The organism is Streptomyces sp. DH37 (genome assembly GCF_029813835.1).
Taxonomy (GTDB): domain Bacteria; phylum Actinomycetota; class Actinomycetes; order Streptomycetales; family Streptomycetaceae; genus Streptomyces.
The window spans coordinates 65,705-85,901 of record NZ_JARVKV010000020.1; the positions used below are offsets into that span (position 1 = coordinate 65,705).

Annotated in this window: 16 protein-coding genes; 12 read left to right on the top strand and 4 right to left on the bottom strand. The window is 75.6% G+C overall.

Going from position 1 to position 20,197, the window contains the following annotated elements; genetic code table 11:
- Positions 1-136: 136 nt before the first annotated feature.
- The 3 genes from QC029_RS13105 to QC029_RS13115 all read left to right on the top strand — a co-directional run bounded on the left by QC029_RS13105 (position 137) and on the right by QC029_RS13115 (position 3,659).
- Entirely contained in the window at positions 137-1,504 is a 1,368-nt protein-coding gene (locus QC029_RS13105) for a peptidoglycan recognition protein (RefSeq protein ID WP_279555799.1), read from the top strand.
- A gap of 114 nt (positions 1,505-1,618) precedes the next feature.
- Complete coding sequence (locus tag QC029_RS13110; RefSeq protein WP_279555800.1) at positions 1,619-2,701, top strand: NDP-sugar synthase; 1,083 nt, start codon at positions 1,619-1,621, stop codon at positions 2,699-2,701.
- A 16-nt stretch (positions 2,702-2,717) separates the two neighbouring features.
- On the top strand, positions 2,718-3,659 hold the full coding sequence (locus tag QC029_RS13115; RefSeq protein WP_279555801.1) for a DNA-3-methyladenine glycosylase: 942 nt from the start codon (positions 2,718-2,720) through the stop codon (positions 3,657-3,659).
- Between the two features lie 36 nt (positions 3,660-3,695).
- Here QC029_RS13115 and QC029_RS13120 read toward each other — a convergent pair whose 3' ends face one another.
- The 3 genes from QC029_RS13120 to QC029_RS13130 all read right to left on the bottom strand — a co-directional run bounded on the left by QC029_RS13120 (position 3,696) and on the right by QC029_RS13130 (position 6,715).
- A complete protein-coding gene (locus QC029_RS13120) occupies positions 3,696-5,072 on the bottom strand; it encodes a coenzyme F420-0:L-glutamate ligase (protein WP_279555802.1) in 1,377 nt (458 codons plus the stop codon).
- Positions 5,069-6,031, bottom strand: coding sequence for a 2-phospho-L-lactate transferase (cofD, locus tag QC029_RS13125; protein WP_279555803.1), 963 nt, complete (start codon positions 6,029-6,031; stop codon positions 5,069-5,071). The genes QC029_RS13120 and cofD overlap by 4 nt, the downstream gene beginning before the upstream one ends.
- A 162-nt stretch (positions 6,032-6,193) precedes the next feature.
- Entirely contained in the window at positions 6,194-6,715 is a 522-nt protein-coding gene (locus tag QC029_RS13130; RefSeq protein WP_279555804.1) for a cysteine dioxygenase family protein, read from the bottom strand.
- Between the two features lie 774 nt (positions 6,716-7,489).
- On the opposite strand from QC029_RS13130, the gene QC029_RS13135 reads away from it, so the two are divergent.
- From QC029_RS13135 to QC029_RS13145, 3 genes are all read left to right on the top strand, one after another.
- Positions 7,490-7,753 (top strand): WhiB family transcriptional regulator, encoded by a 264-nt coding sequence (locus QC029_RS13135; RefSeq protein ID WP_003950432.1) that lies wholly within the window; start codon positions 7,490-7,492, stop codon positions 7,751-7,753.
- 342 nt (positions 7,754-8,095) lie between these two features.
- A complete protein-coding gene (locus QC029_RS13140) occupies positions 8,096-11,782 on the top strand; it encodes a glycosyltransferase family 2 protein (protein WP_279555805.1) in 3,687 nt (1,228 codons plus the stop codon).
- Positions 11,779-13,314 (top strand): DUF5719 family protein, encoded by a 1,536-nt coding sequence (locus QC029_RS13145; protein WP_279555806.1) that lies wholly within the window; start codon positions 11,779-11,781, stop codon positions 13,312-13,314. Before QC029_RS13140 ends, QC029_RS13145 begins: the two co-directional genes overlap by 4 nt.
- Before the next feature lie 97 nt (positions 13,315-13,411).
- On the opposite strand, the gene QC029_RS13150 is transcribed toward QC029_RS13145, so the two are convergent.
- Positions 13,412-13,894, bottom strand: coding sequence for a metallopeptidase family protein (locus QC029_RS13150; RefSeq protein WP_279555807.1), 483 nt, complete (start codon positions 13,892-13,894; stop codon positions 13,412-13,414).
- 387 nt (positions 13,895-14,281) lie between these two features.
- On the opposite strand from QC029_RS13150, the gene QC029_RS13155 reads away from it, so the two are divergent.
- From QC029_RS13155 to QC029_RS13180, 6 genes are all read left to right on the top strand, one after another.
- Positions 14,282-14,674, top strand: a complete 393-nt coding sequence (locus tag QC029_RS13155) for a DUF3499 domain-containing protein (protein WP_279555808.1) — start codon at positions 14,282-14,284, stop codon at positions 14,672-14,674.
- A gap of 51 nt (positions 14,675-14,725) precedes the next feature.
- The gene (locus QC029_RS13160; RefSeq protein WP_279555809.1) at positions 14,726-16,084 is read left to right on the top strand and encodes a phosphomannomutase/phosphoglucomutase; all 1,359 of its coding nucleotides are present in this window, start codon (positions 14,726-14,728) and stop codon (positions 16,082-16,084) included.
- 145 nt (positions 16,085-16,229) lie between these two features.
- A complete protein-coding gene (locus QC029_RS13165; RefSeq protein ID WP_279555810.1) occupies positions 16,230-16,400 on the top strand; it encodes a Trm112 family protein in 171 nt (56 codons plus the stop codon).
- A gap of 36 nt (positions 16,401-16,436) precedes the next feature.
- On the top strand, positions 16,437-17,609 hold the full coding sequence (locus QC029_RS13170) for an SIS domain-containing protein (RefSeq protein WP_279555811.1): 1,173 nt from the start codon (positions 16,437-16,439) through the stop codon (positions 17,607-17,609).
- Positions 17,610-17,789: 180 nt separating this feature from the next.
- Positions 17,790-19,004, top strand: a complete 1,215-nt coding sequence (manA, locus tag QC029_RS13175; RefSeq protein WP_279555812.1) for a mannose-6-phosphate isomerase, class I — start codon at positions 17,790-17,792, stop codon at positions 19,002-19,004.
- Positions 19,005-19,113: 109 nt separating this feature from the next.
- Positions 19,114-20,055, top strand: coding sequence for a cation diffusion facilitator family transporter (locus QC029_RS13180; RefSeq protein ID WP_279555813.1), 942 nt, complete (start codon positions 19,114-19,116; stop codon positions 20,053-20,055).
- The last annotated feature ends 142 nt before the right edge of the window (positions 20,056-20,197 follow it).

Here is a 20,197-nt window from a genome sequence, read left to right on the forward strand (position 1 = left end):
GCGCCAGGGTACGCGGGCCGCCGCTTCGGAGGGCGCCGCGGCGGGATGCCGGCGGCTCCCGGCGGGGACGGTCCGGGGCGACCGGCCGTCAGCTCCCCGTTAGACAGCAATATCCCCTTTGTCCACTATCGGAATCATGCGTGCATTCATTGCGTCCTCGATCGGCGTCGCGTGCGCGGCGGCCGCGGTGCTGCCGCTGGCCGTGCCCGGCGACATGGCGAACAGCGCCTCCGCAGCCCCCGTGCCCGCTCCCAACCCCGTGGCGGCCCCCCGGTTGCCGGGCAGCACCCAGTCGCTGCCGCTCGTGCCCCTCGCCCCGCCACCCACGACCACTCCGCCCGGCCAGCCCGGCCCGGTGCCCCTGGGCCTCCCGGCGCGCGAGGTCGAGCCCTTCGCGCTGCTCGGCGTGGTCTGGGACGACCCCGAGGAGGAACTGCACGGCCGGATCCAGGTACGCACCAAGTCCGCGTCCACCGGCAAGTGGTCGTCCTGGCAGGAACTGGAGGCCCACGCCGACAGACCCGACCCCGGTTCGGCCGAGTCCCACGGCGGCACGGTGCGCGGCGGCACGGCGCCGCTGTGGGTCGGGGACTCCGACGGCGTGCAGGCCCGCGTCCTGCCGGAGGAGGCCGGCGGCTCCGGCGGCCACCACCTGCCGGAGGGCCTGCGCCTGGACCTGGTCCACCCCGGCGATGAACCCGGCGATGAACCCGGCGATGAACCCGCCGACGAACCCGCCGCCGCGCCCGTCTCCCAGGACCGCGCCAGCGGCGAGGCCAACGCCGCCCTCGCCCCGGCCGACGCCCTGGAGATCCCGGCCCTGGACAGGCAGGCGTCCCACAAGGACCTGGCGGCCGTGCGCGTCCCCGGACAGGACGAGCAGCTGAAGGCCCCGGCCAACGCCCCCATCGGGCCCCGGCCGGCCATCGTCACCCGTAGGGGCTGGGGAGCGGACGAGCGGCTGCGCGGATCGTTCCTCTACACCAGGACGGTCAAGGTCGCCTTCGTCCACCACACGGCGATGAGCAACGACTACGCCTGCGGCCAGTCCGCCGCCATCATCCGGAGCATCTACCGCTACCACGTCCAGAGCAACGGCTGGCGGGACGTCGGCTACAACTTCTTCGTCGACAAGTGCGGAAAGATCTACGAGGGCCGCGCCGGCGGAGTGGCCAGGGCGGTGATGGGCGCCCACACCTACGGCTTCAACCACGACAGCACGGGCATCGCCGTCCTCGGCTCCTACGACAGCACCAACCCCTCCGGGGCCGCGGTGAACGCCGTCTCCCGGCTCGTCGCCTGGAAGCTGGGCCTGCACGGCGTCGACCCGCGCGGCACCGCCGCCATGACGTCCGGCGGCGGCAAGTACCCCAAGGGCACCACGGTCAGGCTCCGCACCGTCTCCGGGCACCGGGACGGCTACGTCACCGGCTGCCCGGGCAACCGGCTCTACGCCAAGCTGGGCACCATCCGGTCCACCGCGGCCCGGCTCCAGGGCAGGTAGCACCGGCCCCGGCGCGGCCCCGGACCCCCGCCGCGCCGGGACCGTGCCGGCCGGGCCGCCTACACTGGCCCGGCCACCCGGCACGGTACCCAGCAGGAAAGCAGAGAAGAACCGGTGACAGAAGCGATCCTCCTCGTCGGGGGCAGGGGAACACGGCTGCGGCCGCTGACGGTCCACACGCCCAAGCCCATGGTCCCGGCGGCAGGAGTCCCCTTCCTGACCCACCAGTTGGCCCGCGCCCGCGCGGCCGGCGTCGAGCACGTCGTCCTGGCCACCTCCTACCTCGCGGAGGTCTTCGAGCCGTACTTCGGCGACGGCGCGGACCTGGGACTCCACCTGGAGTACGTCACCGAGGAGGAGCCGCTGGGCACCGGCGGCGCCATCCGCAACGTCGCCTCCCGGCTCCACTCCGCCCCCGGCGACCCGGTGCTGGTCTTCAACGGCGACATCCTCACCGGCCTGGACATCCGCGCCCTGCTCCGGACCCACACCTCCACCGGCGCCGACGTCTCCCTCCACCTGACCCGGGTGGCGGACCCGCGCGCCTTCGGCCTGGTGCCCACCGACGCCGGCGGCCGGGTCACGGCCTTCCTGGAGAAGCCGCAGACCCCCGAGGAGATCGTCACCGACCAGATCAACGCGGGCGCGTACGTCTTCGACCGGTCCGTGATCGACGCCATCCCGCACGACCGCCCGGTCTCCGTCGAGCGCGAGACCTTCCCCGGGCTGCTCGCCGACGGCGCCCACCTCCAGGGCATGGTCGACTCCACCTACTGGCTCGACCTGGGGACCCCGCAGGCGTTCGTCCGCGGCTCGGCCGACCTGGTGCTCGGCCGCGCCCCCTCCCCGGCCGTGCCCGGCCGCCGCGGCGAGCGGCTGGTGCTGGACGGCGCCGAGGTCGCCCCCGACGCCAAGCTGACCGGTGGTACGGCGGTCGGTGCGGGCGCGGTGATCAGCGCGGGGGCGCGCGTGCACGGCAGCACGGTGCTGGGCGGCGCGGTCGTCGGACCGGGCGCCGTCGTACGCGACTCGCTCGTCGGCACGGGCGCGCGCATAGGGGCGCGTACGGTGTTGGAGGGCGCGGTCATCGGAGACGGTGCGGTCGTCGGCGAGGACAACGAGCTGCGCGACGGCATCCGGGTGTGGTGCGGCGCCCGGCTGGAGGCGGGCTCGGTCCGCTTCTCCTCCGACTGCTGACCCGGAGCGCCGACCCGTGACCACCACCGCCGCCGCCGTCCGCCGCTGGACCCCGCCGCAGCCGTTCGGACCGCACGACCTGCGCCGCAACCTGCGCGTGCTCCAGCGCGGCCCGTACGACCCCGCCTACCGGGTGGCCGGCGGCGCGGTCTGGCGCGCCACCCGCACCCCCTGCGGCCCGGCCACGCTCCGCGTGGCGCCGGACGCGGGCGCGGGCGAGGTGGTGGCCGAGGCCTGGGGGCCGGGCGCCGAGTGGGTCCTCGACCGCCTCCCCGCCCTGCTCGGCGCGGACGACGATCCGTCGGCCCTCGTCCCCCGCCACCGGCTCGTGGCCGAGGCGCACCGCCGCCACCCCGGGCTGCGGCTGGTGCGCACCGGGCTGGTGCTGGAGTCGCTGATCCCCTCCGTCCTGGAGCAGAAGGTCACCACCGACGAGGCGTACCGCGCCTGGCGGCTGCTGCTGCGGCGCCACGGCGAGCCCGCGCCCGGACCGGCCGGCCTGCTGCCGGAGCACATGTACGTGATGCCCGAGCCGCGCACCTGGGCCCTGATCCCCTCCTGGGAGTGGCACCGGGCCGGGGTGGACAACAAGCGCTCCTCGACGATCCTGCGCGCGGTCTCGCGCGCCCGGCGCATGGAGGAGGCCGCGCGCATGGACCCGGCCGCGGCGGTGGCCCGCCTGACGGCGATCCCGGGCATCGGCCCGTGGACGGCGGCCGAGACGCTCCAGCGCGTCAGCGGCGCGGCGGACGCGGTGACGGTCGGCGACCTGCACCTGCCGGGCATCGTGGTCTACGCGCTCACCGGCGCGCGCGGCGGTGACGACGCGCGGATGCTGGAACTGCTCGCCCCGTACGCGGGCCAGCGCCACCGCGCCACACGGCTGATCCTGGCCACCGGCCGCACCCCGCCCCGCCGCGCGCCGCGCTTCCCGCGCGGCGACATCGCACGCCTCTGACGCTGACGCGGGGCGGCGGGGCCCCGCCGCCCCGCGTCAGAGGACGACGGTGAAGTCCCCGGCCGACCGGGGGGGACGGGCCTTCGGCGGGGCCGCGGCCCGGCCCACGGCCACCGCGCCCATCGGGTCCCAGTCGCCGGGCAGGTCCAGCACCTCGCGCACCACGTCGCGGCAGAACATGGTGGACGACACCCACGCCGACCCCAGCCCCTCGCCGGCCAGGGCGACCAGCAGGTTCTGCACCCCGGCCCCGGCCGCGACCACGAACATCTCGCGCTCGGCGGCCGAACGCCGCGCGTCCGGATAGTCGTGCGCCCCCTCGGCCACCAGGCACGGCACCACCAGGTACGGCGCGTTCCGCAGCACGTCCCCGCGCCGGATCCGCCGCGCGATGCTCTCCTCGCTCCTCCCGTCCGCGCGCAGGTCGGCGATCCACGCCTCCCGCATGGCGTCCAGCAGCCGGACGCGCGATCCGGCCGACTCCAGCAGGACGAAGCGCCACGGCGTCGTGTGGTGCGGCGCCGGGGCCGTGACCGCCGCGGCCACCGCCCGCCGCACCGCCGCGCCGTCCACCGGCTCGTCCGTGAACTCCCGTACGGTGCGCCGCAGCGTCACCGCCTCCCGCACGGCCTCGGAGGTGCCCAGGCGGAACATGTCGTCGGCCGCCCCGCGGACCAGCGCCCGCGCCCCGGCATCACCGGTCTCCCCGGCCTCACCGGGGCGTGCGCCACCGGTGTCCTCGGGGGCGTCCCACAGCACGTGCTGGGGCAGGCCCCGCACCACCGCGACCGGCAGTCCGTCGGCCTTGCCCTTCACCAGCTCCCCGGCCCCGGCCAGTTCGTCGCCGACGGCCGTGACCGTCACGCCCAGCGGGTTGCCGTACATGTCCGTGCCGCCGCGCAGGTCCTCCAGGACCCGGACCCCGGCGGCCCCGATCGCGACGTCGGTCTGCCCCACGCGCCACGGCCGCCCGAAGGTGTCGGTGACGACGACCCCGACCGTCACGCCCAGCAGCTCCCGCAGGCCCTCGCGGATCCGGCGCGCGGAGGCGTCCGGGTCCTCGGGCAGCAGCAGCACCGTCCCGGCGGGGGTGTTGGAGGCGTCCACCCCGGCCGCGGCCATCACGAAGCCGTGCCGGCTCTCCACGATCCGCGCCGGCCCGCGGCGGGCGACCACCCGTACGGTCTCGGCGTCGATCGCGGCCTCCCGGTCGGCGGCCTCGACCACCCGGCCCTCGGCCTTGCTGACGATCTTCGACGTGACCACCAGCACGTCGCCGTGGGCCAGACCGGGCAGGCCCGGCGCGGTGGCCGCGTCCGCGATCAGCTTCACCAGGTCGTCGCCGGGCCGCACCTCGGGTATCCCGGGCAGCGCCCACACCCGGTACGCCGGCGTCCCGTCCGCGCCGGTCACACCCGCACCTCCTCGGCGAGGGCGAGCGCCTCGCGCGCCATCCGCGCCGCGGCGTCGACGTCCGTCATCAGCAGGGGCACGGCCCGGCAGTGGATGCCCGCGTCCTCGACCTCCGCCACCGCGCCGGAGTCCGCGGTGTCCACCAGCCAGCCGTCCAGCAGGCCCGACCCGTAGTGCTTCGCCACCGCCGCGGCCGTGGTCTCCACGCCGACGGCGGCCAGCACCTTGTCGGCCATTCCGCGCACCGGGGCGCCACCGATGACGGGGGACAGGCCGACCACCGGCACCCCGGCGTCGGCGATCGCCTCGCGGATGCCGGGCACGGCGAGGATCGTGCCGATGCTGACCACCGGGTTGGACGGCGGGAAGAGCACGGTGTCCGCCTCGGCGATGGCGTCCAGCACGCCCGGCGCCGGCTTGGCCTGCTCGGCGCCCACCGGCGCCACCGCCTGCGCGGGCACCGACGCCCGCAGCCGCACCCAGTACTCCTGGAAGTGCACGGCCTTGCGTCCGCCGTCCTCGGTCTCGATCACCACATGGGTCTCGACCCGGTCGTCGGTCATCGGCAGGAGCCGCACGCCCGGCTGCCAGCGGGCGCACAGCGCCTCGGTGACGGCGCTGAGCGGGTAGCCCGCGCCGAGCATCTGGGTGCGGACGATGTGGGTGGCGAAGTCGCGGTCGCCCAGGCCGAACCACTCCGGTCCGACGCCGTACGCCGCCAGCTCCTCCTTCACCGTGAAGGTCTCGTCCGCGCGGCCCCAGCCCTGCTCCTCGTGGATGCCGCCCCCGAGGGTGTACATCACCGTGTCGAGGTCCGGGCAGACCTTGAGGCCGAAGAGGTGGATGTCGTCGCCGGTGTTGCCGACGACCGTGATCTCGGCGTCGGGCGCGGCCGACTTGAGTCCACGCAGAAAGCGGGCACCACCGATGCCCCCGGCCAGAACCACAATGCGCTGCATGCGGACAGTCTCTCAGCCGGAGGCCGTCTTCCGGGGGTGGTGGTCGGGCGACGGGTGGGCTGTCGGCCGGAGGCCGTCTTCTGGGGGTGGTGGTCGGGCGACGGGTGGGCTGTCGGCCGGAGGCCGTCTTCTGGGGGTGGTGGTCGGGCGACGGGAGGGCCGTCAGCCGACAGGCGAGCCCAGGGGCGCGTCCGCGGTCCGCTCCGCCGGGGAGCACGAGACGGCGTGCGGCGCGCGCATCGGCATCTCGGTGAGGCCGGGGAAGTAGACGTGCAGGCTGACGGCCGGTTCGAGGGCATCGTTGACGACCTCGTGGACGTAACCGGGAGCGAACACCCGCTGTGCCCCGGCGCCGAGCACGCGGTCCCCGCCCGCGGTCCGCTCGGTCAGCGCGCCGTCGAGGACGGTGAGCACCCCGGAGGAGGGGCCGTGGTCGTGCGGTCCGCTGCCCTGGCCGGGCACCCAGCTCAGCAGCCAGACCTCGTAGCCGGGGCCGGTGCGCAGGCGGTGGTACCAGCGGGTGGCGGCGTCGTACCGGACGAGCGGGGCCCAGCCGGAGCGGTCCGCGGCGATCGTACGGGCCAGGCCGGCGAAACCGGCGACGGTGGAGGGGTGTTCGGGGGCGGGCGGCAGGAGGTGCGGGATGGCGAGCGGGTCGCCGGCGATCTCGACGTCGCTGTTCACGTTCAGGGGTTCCTCTGGATGCGCGGGTGGAGCAGGGAAGGGCGGAGCCCGGGAGGGGAGGGGACGAGGCGGGGGAGGGCGAGGCGGAGACGAGGGGGCGAGGCGAGGGGGCGGGACGGAGCGAGACGGAGCGGGAGGGAGCACCTCGGCGCCCGCGTCGGCGTTCCCGGCCGGCCCCGACGGTCCGGCCGGCACCCCGTGATCTCAGAGCCTCGGGGTCTCAGGGCCTCAACAACAGCAACAGCGGCAGCTGATCCGGGCAGCGCGAAGGGCCCCGCGGTGGCGGGCCGGGCTGAACGCGCGAATCGCTGGCATGACACCAAGAAGAACGGGTACCCCGTACCGCTGTCAACCGGATGGCCCGTTTGGCGGGCGTGTTTCACCGCATCCGGTGGCCGGGGCAGGGGAAAGGTTTATGCGCACCGGGAGCGGACATGTGGCGCAACATCCGCGCACGCGAACGCCGTTGTCGATCTGTGATCCAACTGTGATCGAGATCGCTTCGGAGCGCGGGGGGCAACGCGGTCGGGCCCGGATGCGTCCCTCTGGGCAGGGAGGGGTGAGTGGGCGGGATGTCCGATCTGCCTGTCGTAGTTTGTGGTGATTTAAACACTTAATGCAAGGCCTTGGTTCCGCAGAGTGAATAACGGGCCCAATAGCAGATCTCGGCTTGACTCGCGTGGATGCACACACTTGTAATTTCACTCGTGTCGTTCGGCCGGGATCGATAACGACAGCATCACGGGGACGCAAAGACAGACGAGGGGCGCGCGCATGACCGAGCTGTTCGAACAACTGCTGGTCGAAGAGGCGGATGAGGAGCTCGGCTGGCAGGAGCGCGCGTTGTGCGCCCAGACCGACCCCGAGTCCTTCTTCCCCGAGAAGGGCGGTTCCACGAGAGAGGCCAAGAAGGTCTGCCTCGCCTGCGAGGTCCGCTCCGAGTGCCTGGAGTACGCCCTCGCCAACGACGAACGCTTCGGCATCTGGGGCGGCCTGTCGGAGCGTGAGCGCCGCCGCCTGAAGAAGGCCGCCGTCTGACGGAACGGCCCCCGCCCGCCCCCCGGCCTCCCGCACAGCCTTCCGGCCGCGCGGCCGTCTGACGAAGCGGCAGACGGCCCGGCCGACGAAGCGGTACAAGACGCCGCACGGCTCGCACAGCACCCGGTCCGCCCCCCGCGCCCCGCGCGGGGGGCGGACCGCTGTGCGGCCGCGGTCCCCGGGACCCCGAACGGCGGGACGGGTTCAGCCATTAGTGTGGGGGGCCGTCCACGACGCGGCCGCCGACCGTGCGGTACCCGCGTCCAGCCCAGTCACAGCAGTCCGACGCAGCAGCCTTCCGGGGGGCGACCCCCGGACCCCGGCCGGAGGGCCCCTACCCCGATGTCCGTGCACAGCCACCCGGCGGCCCAGTACGAGGCGGCCACAGCAGCGTTCGCCTCCCCGCGGCCGGCGGCCGACCCCAGCCGGCCGCCGGAGTTCCCGAAGCACGTCGTCACCGCCGTGCTCGTCTCCCACGACGGCGAGCGCTGGCTGCCCGACGTCCTGGCCGGGATCACCGGCCAGGAGCGGCCGGTGCAGAACGTCGTCGCCGCCGACACCGGCAGCGCCGACGACTCCGCGCGGCTGGTCACCGAGGCGCTCGGCCCCGACCGCGTACTGCACCTCGCCCGCCGCACCGGCTTCGGCGCGGCCGTCGACGAGGCGGCCCGCACCGCGCCCGTCCTCGGCCCCGACGACCTGCCGTACCTCAGGCGGCCCAGCGGCTGGGACCCGGTCACCCGGACCTGGCGCGACGACGCGTACGACATGCCCGAACTGCCGCACGGCGAACCCGTCCAGTGGCTGTGGCTGCTGCACGACGACTGCGCGCCCGAGCCCGACGCCCTCGCCGAGCTGCTGCGGGTCGCCGACTCCAGCGACTCGGCCGCCGTCGTCGGCCCCAAGCTGCGCAGCTGGTACAACCGCCGCCAGCTGCTGGAGGTCGGCGTCTCCATCGCCCACAGCGGCCGCCGCTGGACCGGCCTGGACCGGCGCGAGCAGGACCAGGGCCAGTACGACCAGGTACGGCAGGTGCTGTCCGTCTCCACCGCGGGCATGCTGATCCGCCGCGACGTCTTCGAGCAGCTCGGCGGCTTCGACCGCTACCTGCCGCTGATGCGCGACGACGTGGACCTGTGCTGGCGGGTGCAGGCCGCCGGGTACCGGGTGCTCGTCGCGCCCGAGGCCGTCGTCCGGCACGCCGAGGCGTCCTCCCGCGAGAGGCGGCCCATCGACTGCGTGGGACGCTCGACCGCCAGTCCGCACCGCGTGGACAAGGCGGGCGCGGCCTACACGCTGCTCGTCAACACCCCCGGCGGGAAGCTGCCCTGGGTCCTGCTGCGCCTGGTCCTCGGCACCCTGCTGAGGATGCTCGCCTATCTGGTCGGCAAGGCGCCCGGACAGGCGCTCGACGAGTTCAGAGGGCTCGCGGGCACCCTGCTGCGCCCCGAACGCATCCTCGCCGCCCGGCGCAGACGCGGCAGACCCGCGGTCGCCCCCTCCGAGCTGCGCCCCCTCTTCCCGCCCCCGGGCGCGACCGTGCGCGCCACCGTCGAGCAGGTGGCGGGCAACTTCGCCGGACGCTCCGACCCCGACCTCTCCTCCGGGGGGCGGCACGGCGCCGTCGAGACCGGTCCCGGCGACGACGACGCCGACTTCCTGGAGGTCGAGCAGTTCGCCCGGCTGAAGCGGATCGCCCGCAAGCCGGCGCCCGTGCTCTTCGCCGTCCTCCTCCTCGCCTCCCTGGTCGCCTGCCGCAACCTGCTGGGCGGCGGCGCGCTGGCGGGCGGCGCCCTGCTGCCCGCACCGGCCGAGGCCGCCGACCTGTGGTCGCGCCACCTGGAGGCCTGGCAGCCGGTCGGCACCGGCGCCGCCGGGTCGGCGCCGCCGTACCTGGCGGTCCTCGCCGCGCTGGCCACCGTCTTCCTCGGCAGCACCGGCTTCACCCTCACCCTGCTGCTGGTCTGCTCGGTGCCGCTGGCCGGACTCACCGCCTACTTCGCCTCCCGGCCGCTGGTCGGCTCCCGGCTGCTGCGCGCCTGGGGCGCGGTCGCCTACGCCTTCCTGCCCGCCGTCACCGGCGCCCTGGCGGGCGGCCGGATCGGCACCGCCGTGCTCGCCGTCGTCCTGCCGCTGATGGCCCGTGCCGCGGTCGCCGCCTCCGGGCTGCGGCCGACGGGCGGCGCGAAGCCCGGATGGCGGCCCGTGTGGGCGCTGGCGCTGCTGCTCACCCTCACCACCGCCTTCACCCCGGTGGTCTGGCCGGTCACCGCCGTGCTCGCGCTGGCCGTGCTGGGCCTGCGGGTGCGGCGGCGCGACCACGCCGGGGCGTACGCGGTCCGCGCCGCCGTGCTGCTGACGGTCCCGATGGCGCTGCTGGCGCCGTGGTCGCTGGAACTGCTCACCAGCCCCTCGGCCTTCCTGCGCGAGGCCGGGCTGCCGTACGGCGAGGGCGCCGCCTCCGCCACCGGCCTGCTGACCCTCGACCCGGGCGGGCCCGGGACCGTGGGCGGACCGCTGTTCGCCGGCGTCGTGCTCGCCGCGCTCGCCGCGCTGCTGCGCTCCGAGCGGCGGACCGCGATCCTCGCCGCCTGGACCACCGCCCTGACCGGCCTGCTCTTCGCCGCGCTCGCCGGCGACTCCGGCTGGGCCGGCCCCGCCACCCTCGTCTACGGCCTGGCCCTGCTGGCCGCGGCCGTGCTCGGCGCCGAGGGCGCGCGCGGCCGGGTCGCGGCCCAGAGCTTCGGCTGGCGGCAGCCGGTCGCCGCGCTCATCGGGCTCGCGGCCGCCGTGGCGCCGCTGGTGGCCGCCGCCGTCTGGACGGCGGGCGGCGCGGACGGGCCGCTGTCGCGGCGCAGCCCGGTGCAGGTCCCGGCGTTCGTCGCCGAGGAGAGCGCCACCCGGGACCGGCCGCGCACCCTCGTCCTCGACGGCGACACCGGCACCGGGAACACCGTGTCCTCCGCCGCGGCCCGGGTCTCGTACACCCTCGTCCGCGGCTCCGGCGCCCGGCTGGGCGACGGCGACGTGGCCCGCGCGGCCGGAGGCGACCGGCGGCTGGCCGAGGTCGTCGGCAACCTGGTCGCGGGCTCCGGCGCCGACCAGGCCGACCAGTTGAGCGGCTATGCCGTCCGCTACGTCCTGGTGCGCGACGGCGCCCCCCGCGAGATGAGCCGGGTGCTGGACGCGACGCCGGGCCTGACCCGGCTCAGCCAGGAGGACGGCAGCGCGCTGTGGCGGGTGGACGCCCAGGTCGCCCGGATCACCGTCGTCCCCCCGCAGGCGGAGGGCGGTGCGGCGGGCGGCGGCGCCGCGGCCGAGCCGGTGACCGTCGCGGCCGGACCGGTCGAGGCGCACACCGACGTGCCCGCGGGACCCGCGGGACGGGTGCTGCGCATCGCCGACGCGGCCGACCCCGGCTGGCGGGCCACGCTGGACGGGCGCCCGCTCAAGCCCGTCACCGTGGACGGCTGGGCGCAGGGCTTCGAACTGCCCGCGGAGGGCGGCCGGCTGGACCTGGTCCACGAGGCCCCCGCCACGCACACCGCGTGGGTGTGGGCGCAGGGCTTCCTGGTGCTGGTGGTGCTGGTCATGGCGCTGCCGGGACGACGCCGCGAGATCGACGACGACCTGCCCGAGGCGGCCGAGGCCGTACCGGCCCAGCCGGTGGAGGGCGAGGGCCGCCGGGCCCGCAGGCTGCGCGCGGCGCAGGAGGCGGCGGGCGCTGCGCAGCCGGAGGCCGCCGCGGAGCCCGGAGCCGACGAACCCCGGTGGCAGCCGGAGCCCGGGCCGGGGCCCTCGTACGCGCCCCCGCGGCAGGGCTACGGGGACTGGGACGGACAGCAGTACCCCGGCCAGGGCGACCCCTACGCCCAGGGCGGGCAGCCCCGGCCCCCGTACGGCGGCTACGGCGGCTACGGCGGTGGTCACGGCGGCGGTGGCTACGGCGGCGGCTACGACAGCGGCCACGGTGGCGGCTACGGCACCCAGGACGGCACGACGTACGGCGACAGGAGCGACCGCGCATGAACCGCACCGCCTACTCCCTGATCGGCGTGGCCGCCGCGCTGGCGGCCGTCACCGGGGTCGCCACCCTGACCACCCCGTCCGGCGAGCCCGCCGCCGGCCCCGCGGCCGCGACCCGGCTCCCCGTGGAGCGCTCCACGCTGGTGTGCCCGCAGCCCGCCTCCTCCGAGGTGGGCGAGACGACGTACACCGCCTACACGCCCAGGGGCGGCACCGCGCGGGAGGGGGCCGGGAGCGGGGCCGGGCTGCTGCCGGCCGGGAGCACCCTGGAGGGCGGCGGCCGGGGCGGTGAGGACGGGCGGAGGGCCGACGGGCCCGAGCCCGTCGTACCGCTGAAGCAGCCGGGCGTCCCGGTCTCCGCCGAGGCCGACAGCAGCGGCTCGCCCGCGCTGACCGGCTCGGCCGACGGCAGCCTCGCCCCCGGCTGGACGGTCCAGCAGACGACCCTGGTGACGGCGGGCACCGGCCGCGGGCTGCTGGGCGTGTCCTGCACGGCGCCCGACACCGAGTTCTGGTTCCCCGGCGCGAGCACCGCCGCCTCGCGCCACGACTACATCCACCTCACCAACCCCGACGACGCCCCGGCCGTGGTCGACCTGGAGCTGTACGGCCAGGACGGCTCGGTGAAGACCGAGAGCGGCGAGGGCCTCAACGTCCCCGGCCGCTCCACGGTCCCCGTGCTGCTCTCCACGCTCTCGCGCGAGCCGGTGGAGAACGTGGTCCTGCACGTGGTGGCGCGCAGCGGCCGGATCGGGGCCCAGGTGCAGTCGCTCGACGACAGGCTCGGCGGCGACTGGCTGCCCGCCTCCGCCGACTCCCGCGGCTCCCTGGTCCTGCCGGGCATCCCGGCCGACGCCACCGCCGTGCGCCTGGTCGTCTTCGCGCCCGGCGAGGAGGACGCCGACCTGAAGGTGCGGCTGGCCACGCCCACCGGCGCCATCACCCCGGCCGGGCAGGAGACCCTGCACGTCAAGAGCGGGACGACCGTCGCCGTGGACCTCGGCGACGTGACCAGGGGCGAGCCGGGCTCGCTGGTGCTCTCCCCGGCCGACGGGAGCCGCGGCGCCCGGGTCGTGGCCGCGCTGCGCGTGCTGCGCGGCAAGGAGGGGCGGCAGGAGACGGCGTTCGTCCCCGCCACCGCGCCGGTGCGGGAGCGGGCCTCCGCCGCCGGAAGCGACGCCGCGGCGACCAACAGCAGGGACGGCGGGACGATCCTGTCGCTGGTGGCGCCGGAGAAGGCCGCGAAGGTGCGGGTGACGGCCTCGGCGGGCAGCGGCGGCGGCGAGCCGGTCAGCAGGACGTACGACCTGAAGGCGGGCACCACGACGGCCGTCGGCGACCTGCGGCCGGAGGGCGCCGAGGGCCGCTACGCGCTCACCGTCGAGCGGCTGTCGGGCGGGACGGTGTACGCGGCCCGGACGCTGTCGCTGGTGGAGGACGGCATCCCGATGTTCACGGTGCAGACGCTCCCCGACGACCGGGGGACGGTGGCGGTGCCGCGGGCCGAGCAGGACCTGTCCGTGCTGGTCGACTGAGACGGGCGTGCGGACGGGGCCACGGCGCGGACGGGCCCGGCCCCGTCCTGACCCCGCCCCGGCCGGGGTCCCGCCCCGGTTCCGGCCCAGCTCCGGCTCAGTCCTGGCCGTAACGCGGGTCGATCGACTCCGGCGCCAGTCCGAGGAGCTCGGCGACCTGCTCGACGACCACCTCGTGGACGAGCAGCGCCCGGTCGTCGCGCGTCTTGGCGCGCAGCTCGATGGGGCGCCGGTAGACGACGATGCGGTCGGGGCGGCCGTCCCGCGCGGCGGCGTACCGGCCCAGCGGCACGCTGTCCGGGCCGTCGAGCCAGCCGTCGACCCAGCCGTCGGGTCCGCTCCCGCCCCCCGGAGGGCCGGCGGGCGGCACCTCCTGCACCACGAACTCCACCCCGGCCAGCTGCGGCCACTGCCTCTCCAGCCGGTCCGCGGAGTCGCGCACCAGGTCGTCGAAGGCGTCGGCGCGGCTCATGGCGAGCGGAACCTGGGGCGGCGCGATGGGTCCGCGCATGCCGCGTCCATGACGATCCCGGCGACGCGGTCGCGGATCGGGCCGGCGGGGCGGTACGGGGTTGCTCATCACCTTGAGAGTAGCCGTCCGGAGGAGGCCGGGGAGCGGGGGTGACGCGAGGCACTGCCCCGCGCCGTTCCGCGCGCCGCCCGCGCACGGAACGGCGCACACGACCGAATGTCTGAGACTGATCGATTACTTTTTCTCAGGTGTCGTTTCGGTCAACTCCCTGATCGATGATCGCTCCCTGGTGACAGGATCCGAACGAAGAGATAACGGGCTCTATGGACGGTATGCCCGGCTTCCGCCCCGCTCCCAACCGGACTTTTCCGGCCCGTGCCAGGTCAGCCGGGCCGCCGCCGCGACGCGCGGTCCCGGTGGACCGGCACGACACAGGAGGGTGACCTCCCGGAGAGTCGTCGCGGCCCGCTCAAGAGTGCGGTACCGTCCAACGTCGTGAGCCCTGTACGTCGCTGTTCGCGCACCGCGTGCGGCCGCCCTGCCGTGGCGACGCTGACGTACGTCTACGCGGACTCGACCGCCGTCCTCGGCCCCCTCGCGACCTACGCCGAGCCCCACTGCTACGACCTGTGCTCGGAGCACTCGGAGCGGCTGACCGCCCCGCGCGGCTGGGAGGTCGTACGCCTCGCCGTGGACCCCGGCCCCGCCCGCCCCAGCGGCGATGACCTCGAAGCCCTGGCCAACGCCGTGCGCGAGGCCGCCCGCACCCCCCCGCGCAAGCGGCCCGCCCCGGTCGAGCAGTCCGGGCCCGGCGGCGTGCGCGAGACGGATCTGATGGAGGTGGCTCGACGCGGCCACCTGCGGGTACTGCGTTCACCCGAGAACTGATCGCCCCCGTTACATTTGGGGCGTCGCCAGATACTCCAGAAGGGGTGGACCGTGCCTGACCTGTCACACATCGTGAAGGCGTACGACGTACGTGGTGTGGTGCCCGACCAGTGGGACGAGTCCCTCGCCGAACTGTTCGGCGCGGCGTTCGCGACGGTCACGGGCGCGAGCGCGATCGTGGTCGGACACGACATGCGCCCCTCCTCGCCGGGCCTGTCGCGGGCCTTCGCCCGGGGAGCCGCCGCCCGCGGCGCCGACGTCACCGAGATCGGCCTGTGCTCCACCGACCAGCTCTACTTCGCCAGCGGCCGGCTCGACCTGCCCGGCGCGATGTTCACCGCCAGCCACAACCCCGCCCGGTACAACGGCATCAAGATGTGCCGGGCGGGCGCGGCCCCCGTCGGCCGGGACACCGGTCTGGCCGACATCCGCGCCCTGGTGGAGGAGTGGGCCGTGGCTGGCGCCCCCGAGCCCGTGGAGAAGCAGGGGACGATCGGCCGGCGGGACGTCCTGGCCGACTACGCCGCCCATCTGCGCTCGCTGGTCGACCTCACCGCCATCCGCCCCCTGAAGGTCGTCGTCGACGCGGGCAACGGCATGGGCGGCCACACCGTCCCGACCGTCCTCGAGGGCCTGCCCGTCGAGCTGGACGCGATGTACTTCGAGCTCGACGGCACCTTCCCCAACCACGAGGCCAACCCGCTGGATCCGGCCAACATCGTCGACCTCCAGGCCCGCGTGCGGGAGACCGGCGCCGACATCGGCCTCGCCTTCGACGGCGACGCCGACCGCTGCTTCGTGGTCGACGAGCGCGGCGAACCCGTCTCCCCGTCGGCGATCACCGCCCTGGTCGCGGCCCGCGAACTGGCCAAGCACCCCGGCTCCACCGTCATCCACAACTGCATCACCTCCTGGTCCGTCCCCGAGGTCGTCAGGGAGGCGGGCGGCACCCCGGTGCGCACCCGGGTGGGCCACTCGTTCATCAAGGAGGAGATGGCGCGCACCGGCGCGATCTTCGGCGGCGAGCACTCGGCGCACTACTACTTCCGCGACTTCTGGAACGCCGACACCGGCATGCTCGCCGCCCTCCACGTCCTGGCCGCGCTCGGCGGCCAGGAGGGCACCCTGTCGGAACTGGTCGCCCAGTACGACCGCTACGCCGCCTCCGGCGAGATCAACAGCACCGTCGACGACCAGGCCGGACGGGCCGCCGCGGTGCGGGCCGCCTACGAGGGCCGCGAGGGCGTGACGCTGGACGAGCTGGACGGCCTGACGGTCACGGCGTCCGACTGGTGGTTCAACCTCCGCCCCTCCAACACCGAGCCGCTGCTGCGCCTGAACGTCGAGGCGCGCGACGCGGAGACGGCCGCCCGGGTCCGCGACGAGGTGCTGGCCGTCGTCCGCGGCTGACGGCCGGGCCCCGCGAACGCCCTCCCGCGGTGCCGGGCCCGGCCACCGGGCCCGGCACCGCTCCGCGGCACCCGCCCACGGCGCACCGCCCCCCGGCGGTACGCTGACCGCACAACCGCACACGCCCCCGAAGGGACGACACCCCATGCCGCTCGAAGCCGGTCTCCTGGAGATCCTCGCCTGCCCGGCGTGCCACTCCCCCCTCCGCGAGGAGGGCGGCGAACTGGTCTGCGGCGGCAGCGAGTGCGGACTCGCGTACCCCGTCCGCGACGGCATCCCCGTCCTCCTCGTCGACGAGGCACGCCGCCCCGCCTGAGCACGAGACCGCCCCCGGCGACCGGAGAGGCCGCACATGCTGGACGAGACCCTGCTCGACGCCCCCGACGCCCTGGCCGGCGCCGACACCCACGGCCTGCTGCGCGGAGCCGCCGCATCCGGCGCCCGCGCCCGCACGGCCCTGCGGCACGCCACCGAGGCGGGCCTGACCGACCTGCGTCCCGACGGCCGCCCCCGCTCCATCCTCGTCGCGGGCACCGGGCCCGTCGTCGCCTGCGTCGCCGACCTCCTCGCGGCCTTCGGCAACGGCGCCGTCCCCGTCACCCTGCTCCACCCCACCGGCCCCCTCGCCGCCCCCGGCGCGCTGCGCTGGACGCTGCCGGGCTGGGCCGGGCCGCTGGACCTGATGCTGCTGGCCACCCCCGACGGCCACGAGGGAGGCCTGACCGGACTCGTCGAGCAGGCGTACCGCCGCGGCTGCACCGTGGTCTCCGTCAGTCCCGCCCCGGCCCCGCTGGCCGAGGCGACCATCCAGGCCCGCGGCCTGGCCGTCCCCCTCGCCGAGGCGCCCGGCGAGCGCTACGAGGGACCGGACCCGCGCGACGCCTACGAGCGGCAGACCCCGGCCCCGCCCGCCGCCCCCGGCGTCCTGTGGGCGCTGCTCACCCCGCTCCTCGCCCTGGCCGGCCGGCTCGGCCTGGCCGCCGCCGAACCCGAGGGGCTCGGCGCCCTCGCGGACCGGCTCGACCGGGTCGCCGAGCGCTGCGGCCCCGCCGTGGCCACCTACGGCAACCCTGCCAAGACCCTGGCCGCCGAACTCTCCGGCGCGCTGCCGCTGTTGTGGAGCGAGGGCACCGTCGCGGCCGCCGCCGCCCGCCACTTCGCCACCACCCTCACCGCGCTCGCCGGCCGTCCGGCGCTGGCCGCCCTCCTGCCCGAGGCGCTCACCTCGCACGGCGCCCTGCTGACCGGCGTCTTCGCGGGCGCCGAGGACACCGAGGACTTCTTCCGGGACCGGGTGGACGAGCCCGAGGCGCTGCGCGCCCGGATCGTCCTGCTGCGCGAGGGCTCCCCGGCGGCCGACTCCGCCGCCGTCGCCGCCCGCGACCTGGCGTACGGGAACGGGACCCCGGTCAGCGAGCTGGAACCGGCCGAGGGCAGCACCCCCCTGGAGGCCGCCGCCGAACTGCTGGCCACCGTGGACTTCGCCGCCGTCTACCTCGCGCTCGCCGGCGGCGACCGACGCTGACCGGGACGCCGGAGCACCGGCCCGGGACCCGGATCCCGCGCCCCGGAGCAGTCGGAGCCCGAGCGACCCCGGACGAACCCGAGCGAACCCGAGCGACCCCGAACAATCCCGAACGACCCCGAACGACCCCGAACGACGAGGTTCGGGACCGGAAACAAGGATCCGAGGACACCACCCCGCATGGACCTGCTCGCGAACACCGTGCGCCCCTACGCCTGGGGCTCCACCACCGCCATCCCCGAACTGCTCGGCACCGAGCCCACCGGCGAGCCGCAGGCCGAGCTGTGGATGGGGGCCCACCCCGGCGCGCCGTCGCGGATCGACCGCGGGGGAGGCGGGACGCCCCTGTCGGAGGTGATCGCGGCCGACCCCGAGGGCGAACTGGGCCCGGCGGTCGTGGAGGCGTTCGGACCCCGGCTGCCGTTCCTGCTCAAGGTGCTGGCCGCCGCCTCGCCGCTCTCCCTCCAAGTGCACCCCGACCTCGTCCAGGCCAAGGAGGGCTTCGCCGACGAGGAGGAGCGCGGCGTCCCCGTGGACGCCCCGCACCGCAACTACAAGGACGCCAACCACAAGCCCGAACTCATCTGCGCCCTCACCCCCTTCACCGGCCTGTGCGGCTTCCGCCGCCCTGCCGGGACCGCGGCCCTGCTGGACGCCCTGGACGTCGGCGGGCTCAAGCCGTACGCGGACATCCTGCGCGCCCGGCCCGAGGACGAGGCGCTGAGCGAGGTGCTGACCGCCGTCCTCTCCGCCGACCGGGAGGCGGTGGCCGAGACCGTGGACGCGACGGCCGCCGCGGCACGCCGGCTCGCGGCCGGGGACGGGCCGTACGCCCGGGAGTGCGCCGCCTACGCCGGCATCGCGGGCCACTACCCCGGCGACCCGGGCGTACTGGCCGCGATGCTGCTCAACGTCGTGCACCTGGAGCCCGGCGAGGCCCTCTACCTCGGCGCCGGCGTCCCGCACGCCTACCTGGGCGGTCTGGGCGTGGAACTGATGGCCAACTCCGACAACGTGCTGCGCTGCGGTCTGACCCCCAAGCACGTCGACGTCCCCGAACTGCTGCGCGTCGTCCGCTTCGAGCCGGCCGAGCCGGAGGTGCTGCGGCCGCGCACCACGTCGGGCGGCGAGGAGGTGTACGCGGCGCCCGTCGACGAGTTCCGGCTCTCCCGGTACGTCCTGGCGCCGGGCTCCGAGCCGCACGGCCTGGACGACCGCGCACCGCAGATCCTCCTGTGCACCGAGGGGGAGGTCACCCTGCGCGAGACGGCCGGCGGAGACGGCGACGGCGGCCGACTCGTCCTCACCGGCGGCCGGTCGGCCTTCGTGCGGGCGGGTGAGCGCGTGACGATCTCCGGCGGCGGTACGCTCTTCCGCGCGACCGTGGCCGTGTGATCGCACAGCCGCACCACCGCGCCGTGAGTACCGGCGCCCGGTGGGGGAAAGAGCCCCGAGCCGGACACCGGAACCAGCCCCGCCGTCTTCCCAGGAGAGTCAGCCTTCCATGAGTGCATCAGGCGGAAACAAGGCGATCGTCGCCGCACTGGGCGCCAACCTGTCCATCGCCGCGGCCAAGTTCGTGGCGTTCGCCTTCAGCGGATCCTCGTCGATGCTCGCGGAGGGCGTGCACTCCCTCGCCGACTCGGGCAACCAGGCGCTGCTGCTGCTCGGCCACAAGAAGGCGAAGAGGAAGGCGAGCGAGGAGCACCCCTTCGGATACGGGCGCGAGCGCTACATCTACTCCTTCCTCGTGGCCATCGTGCTGTTCTCGGTCGGTGGCCTCTTCGCCCTCTACGAGGGCTACGAGAAGATCAAGCACCCGCACGAACTCTCGCACTGGTACTGGCCGGTGGGCGTCCTGGTCTTCGCGATCATCGCCGAGATCTTCTCCTTCCGCACCGCGATCAGGGAGTCCAACGAGATCCGCGGCACGCAGTCGTGGACGGCGTTCGTCCGGCGGGCCAAGGCGCCCGAGCTGCCGGTCGTGCTGCTGGAGGACCTCGGCGCCCTGGTCGGCCTCATCCTGGCCCTGGGCGGCGTCGGGCTGGCGGTCCTGACCGGCGACCCGGTGTGGGACGGCATCGGCACCATCTGCATCGGCGTGCTGCTCGTCGTCATCGCGGTCGTCCTGGCCGTGGAGACCAAGTCCCTGCTGCTGGGCGAGTCGGCCGACCCCGAGGCGCTCACGAGGATCCGCGAGGCGGTCGTCGACGGCGAGCGGGTCACCCGGATCATCCACATGCGCACGCTCCACCTCGGCCCGGAGGAGCTGCTGGTCGCCGCCAAGATCGCGGTGGAGAGCCACGAGTCGGCCGCCGAGGTCGCCCGGGCGATCGACGAGGCCGAGGGCCGCATCCGCGAGGCGGTCCCGATCGCCCGCGTGATCTACCTGGAGCCGGACATATACCGGGCGGACGCGGAGAAGGCCGTCGCCGGACCCCTCTGAGCGGCGAGCCGGACGGCTGTACGCGCGAGCGCGAGCGGTACGGGAGGCGGCCCGGGGCGGATGCCCGGGCCGCCTCCCCCGTTCCCGCGCCCCCCCGCCCCCCCCCGCGCCCCCCCCCCCCCCCGCCCCCCCCCCCCCCCCC

What these genes read in the sequence shown, in the direction of transcription:
- QC029_RS13140 (WP_279555805.1), top strand. Translation starts at nt 8,096, where the DNA reads ATGTCCGTGCACAGCCACCCGGCGGCCCAGTACGAGGCGGCCACAGCA.
- QC029_RS13135 (WP_003950432.1), top strand. Translation starts at nt 7,490, where the DNA reads ATGACCGAGCTGTTCGAACAACTGCTGGTCGAAGAGGCGGATGAGGAG.
- QC029_RS13180 (WP_279555813.1), top strand. Translation starts at nt 19,114, where the DNA reads ATGAGTGCATCAGGCGGAAACAAGGCGATCGTCGCCGCACTGGGCGCC.
- QC029_RS13105 (WP_279555799.1), top strand. Translation starts at nt 137, where the DNA reads ATGCGTGCATTCATTGCGTCCTCGATCGGCGTCGCGTGCGCGGCGGCC.
- QC029_RS13150 (WP_279555807.1), bottom strand. Translation starts at nt 13,894, where the DNA reads ATGAGCAACCCCGTACCGCCCCGCCGGCCCGATCCGCGACCGCGTCGC.
- cofD (WP_279555803.1), bottom strand. Translation starts at nt 6,031, where the DNA reads ATGCAGCGCATTGTGGTTCTGGCCGGGGGCATCGGTGGTGCCCGCTTT.
- manA (WP_279555812.1), top strand. Translation starts at nt 17,790, where the DNA reads ATGGACCTGCTCGCGAACACCGTGCGCCCCTACGCCTGGGGCTCCACC.
- QC029_RS13165 (WP_279555810.1), top strand. Translation starts at nt 16,230, where the DNA reads ATGCCGCTCGAAGCCGGTCTCCTGGAGATCCTCGCCTGCCCGGCGTGC.
- QC029_RS13145 (WP_279555806.1), top strand. Translation starts at nt 11,779, where the DNA reads ATGAACCGCACCGCCTACTCCCTGATCGGCGTGGCCGCCGCGCTGGCG.
- QC029_RS13170 (WP_279555811.1), top strand. Translation starts at nt 16,437, where the DNA reads ATGCTGGACGAGACCCTGCTCGACGCCCCCGACGCCCTGGCCGGCGCC.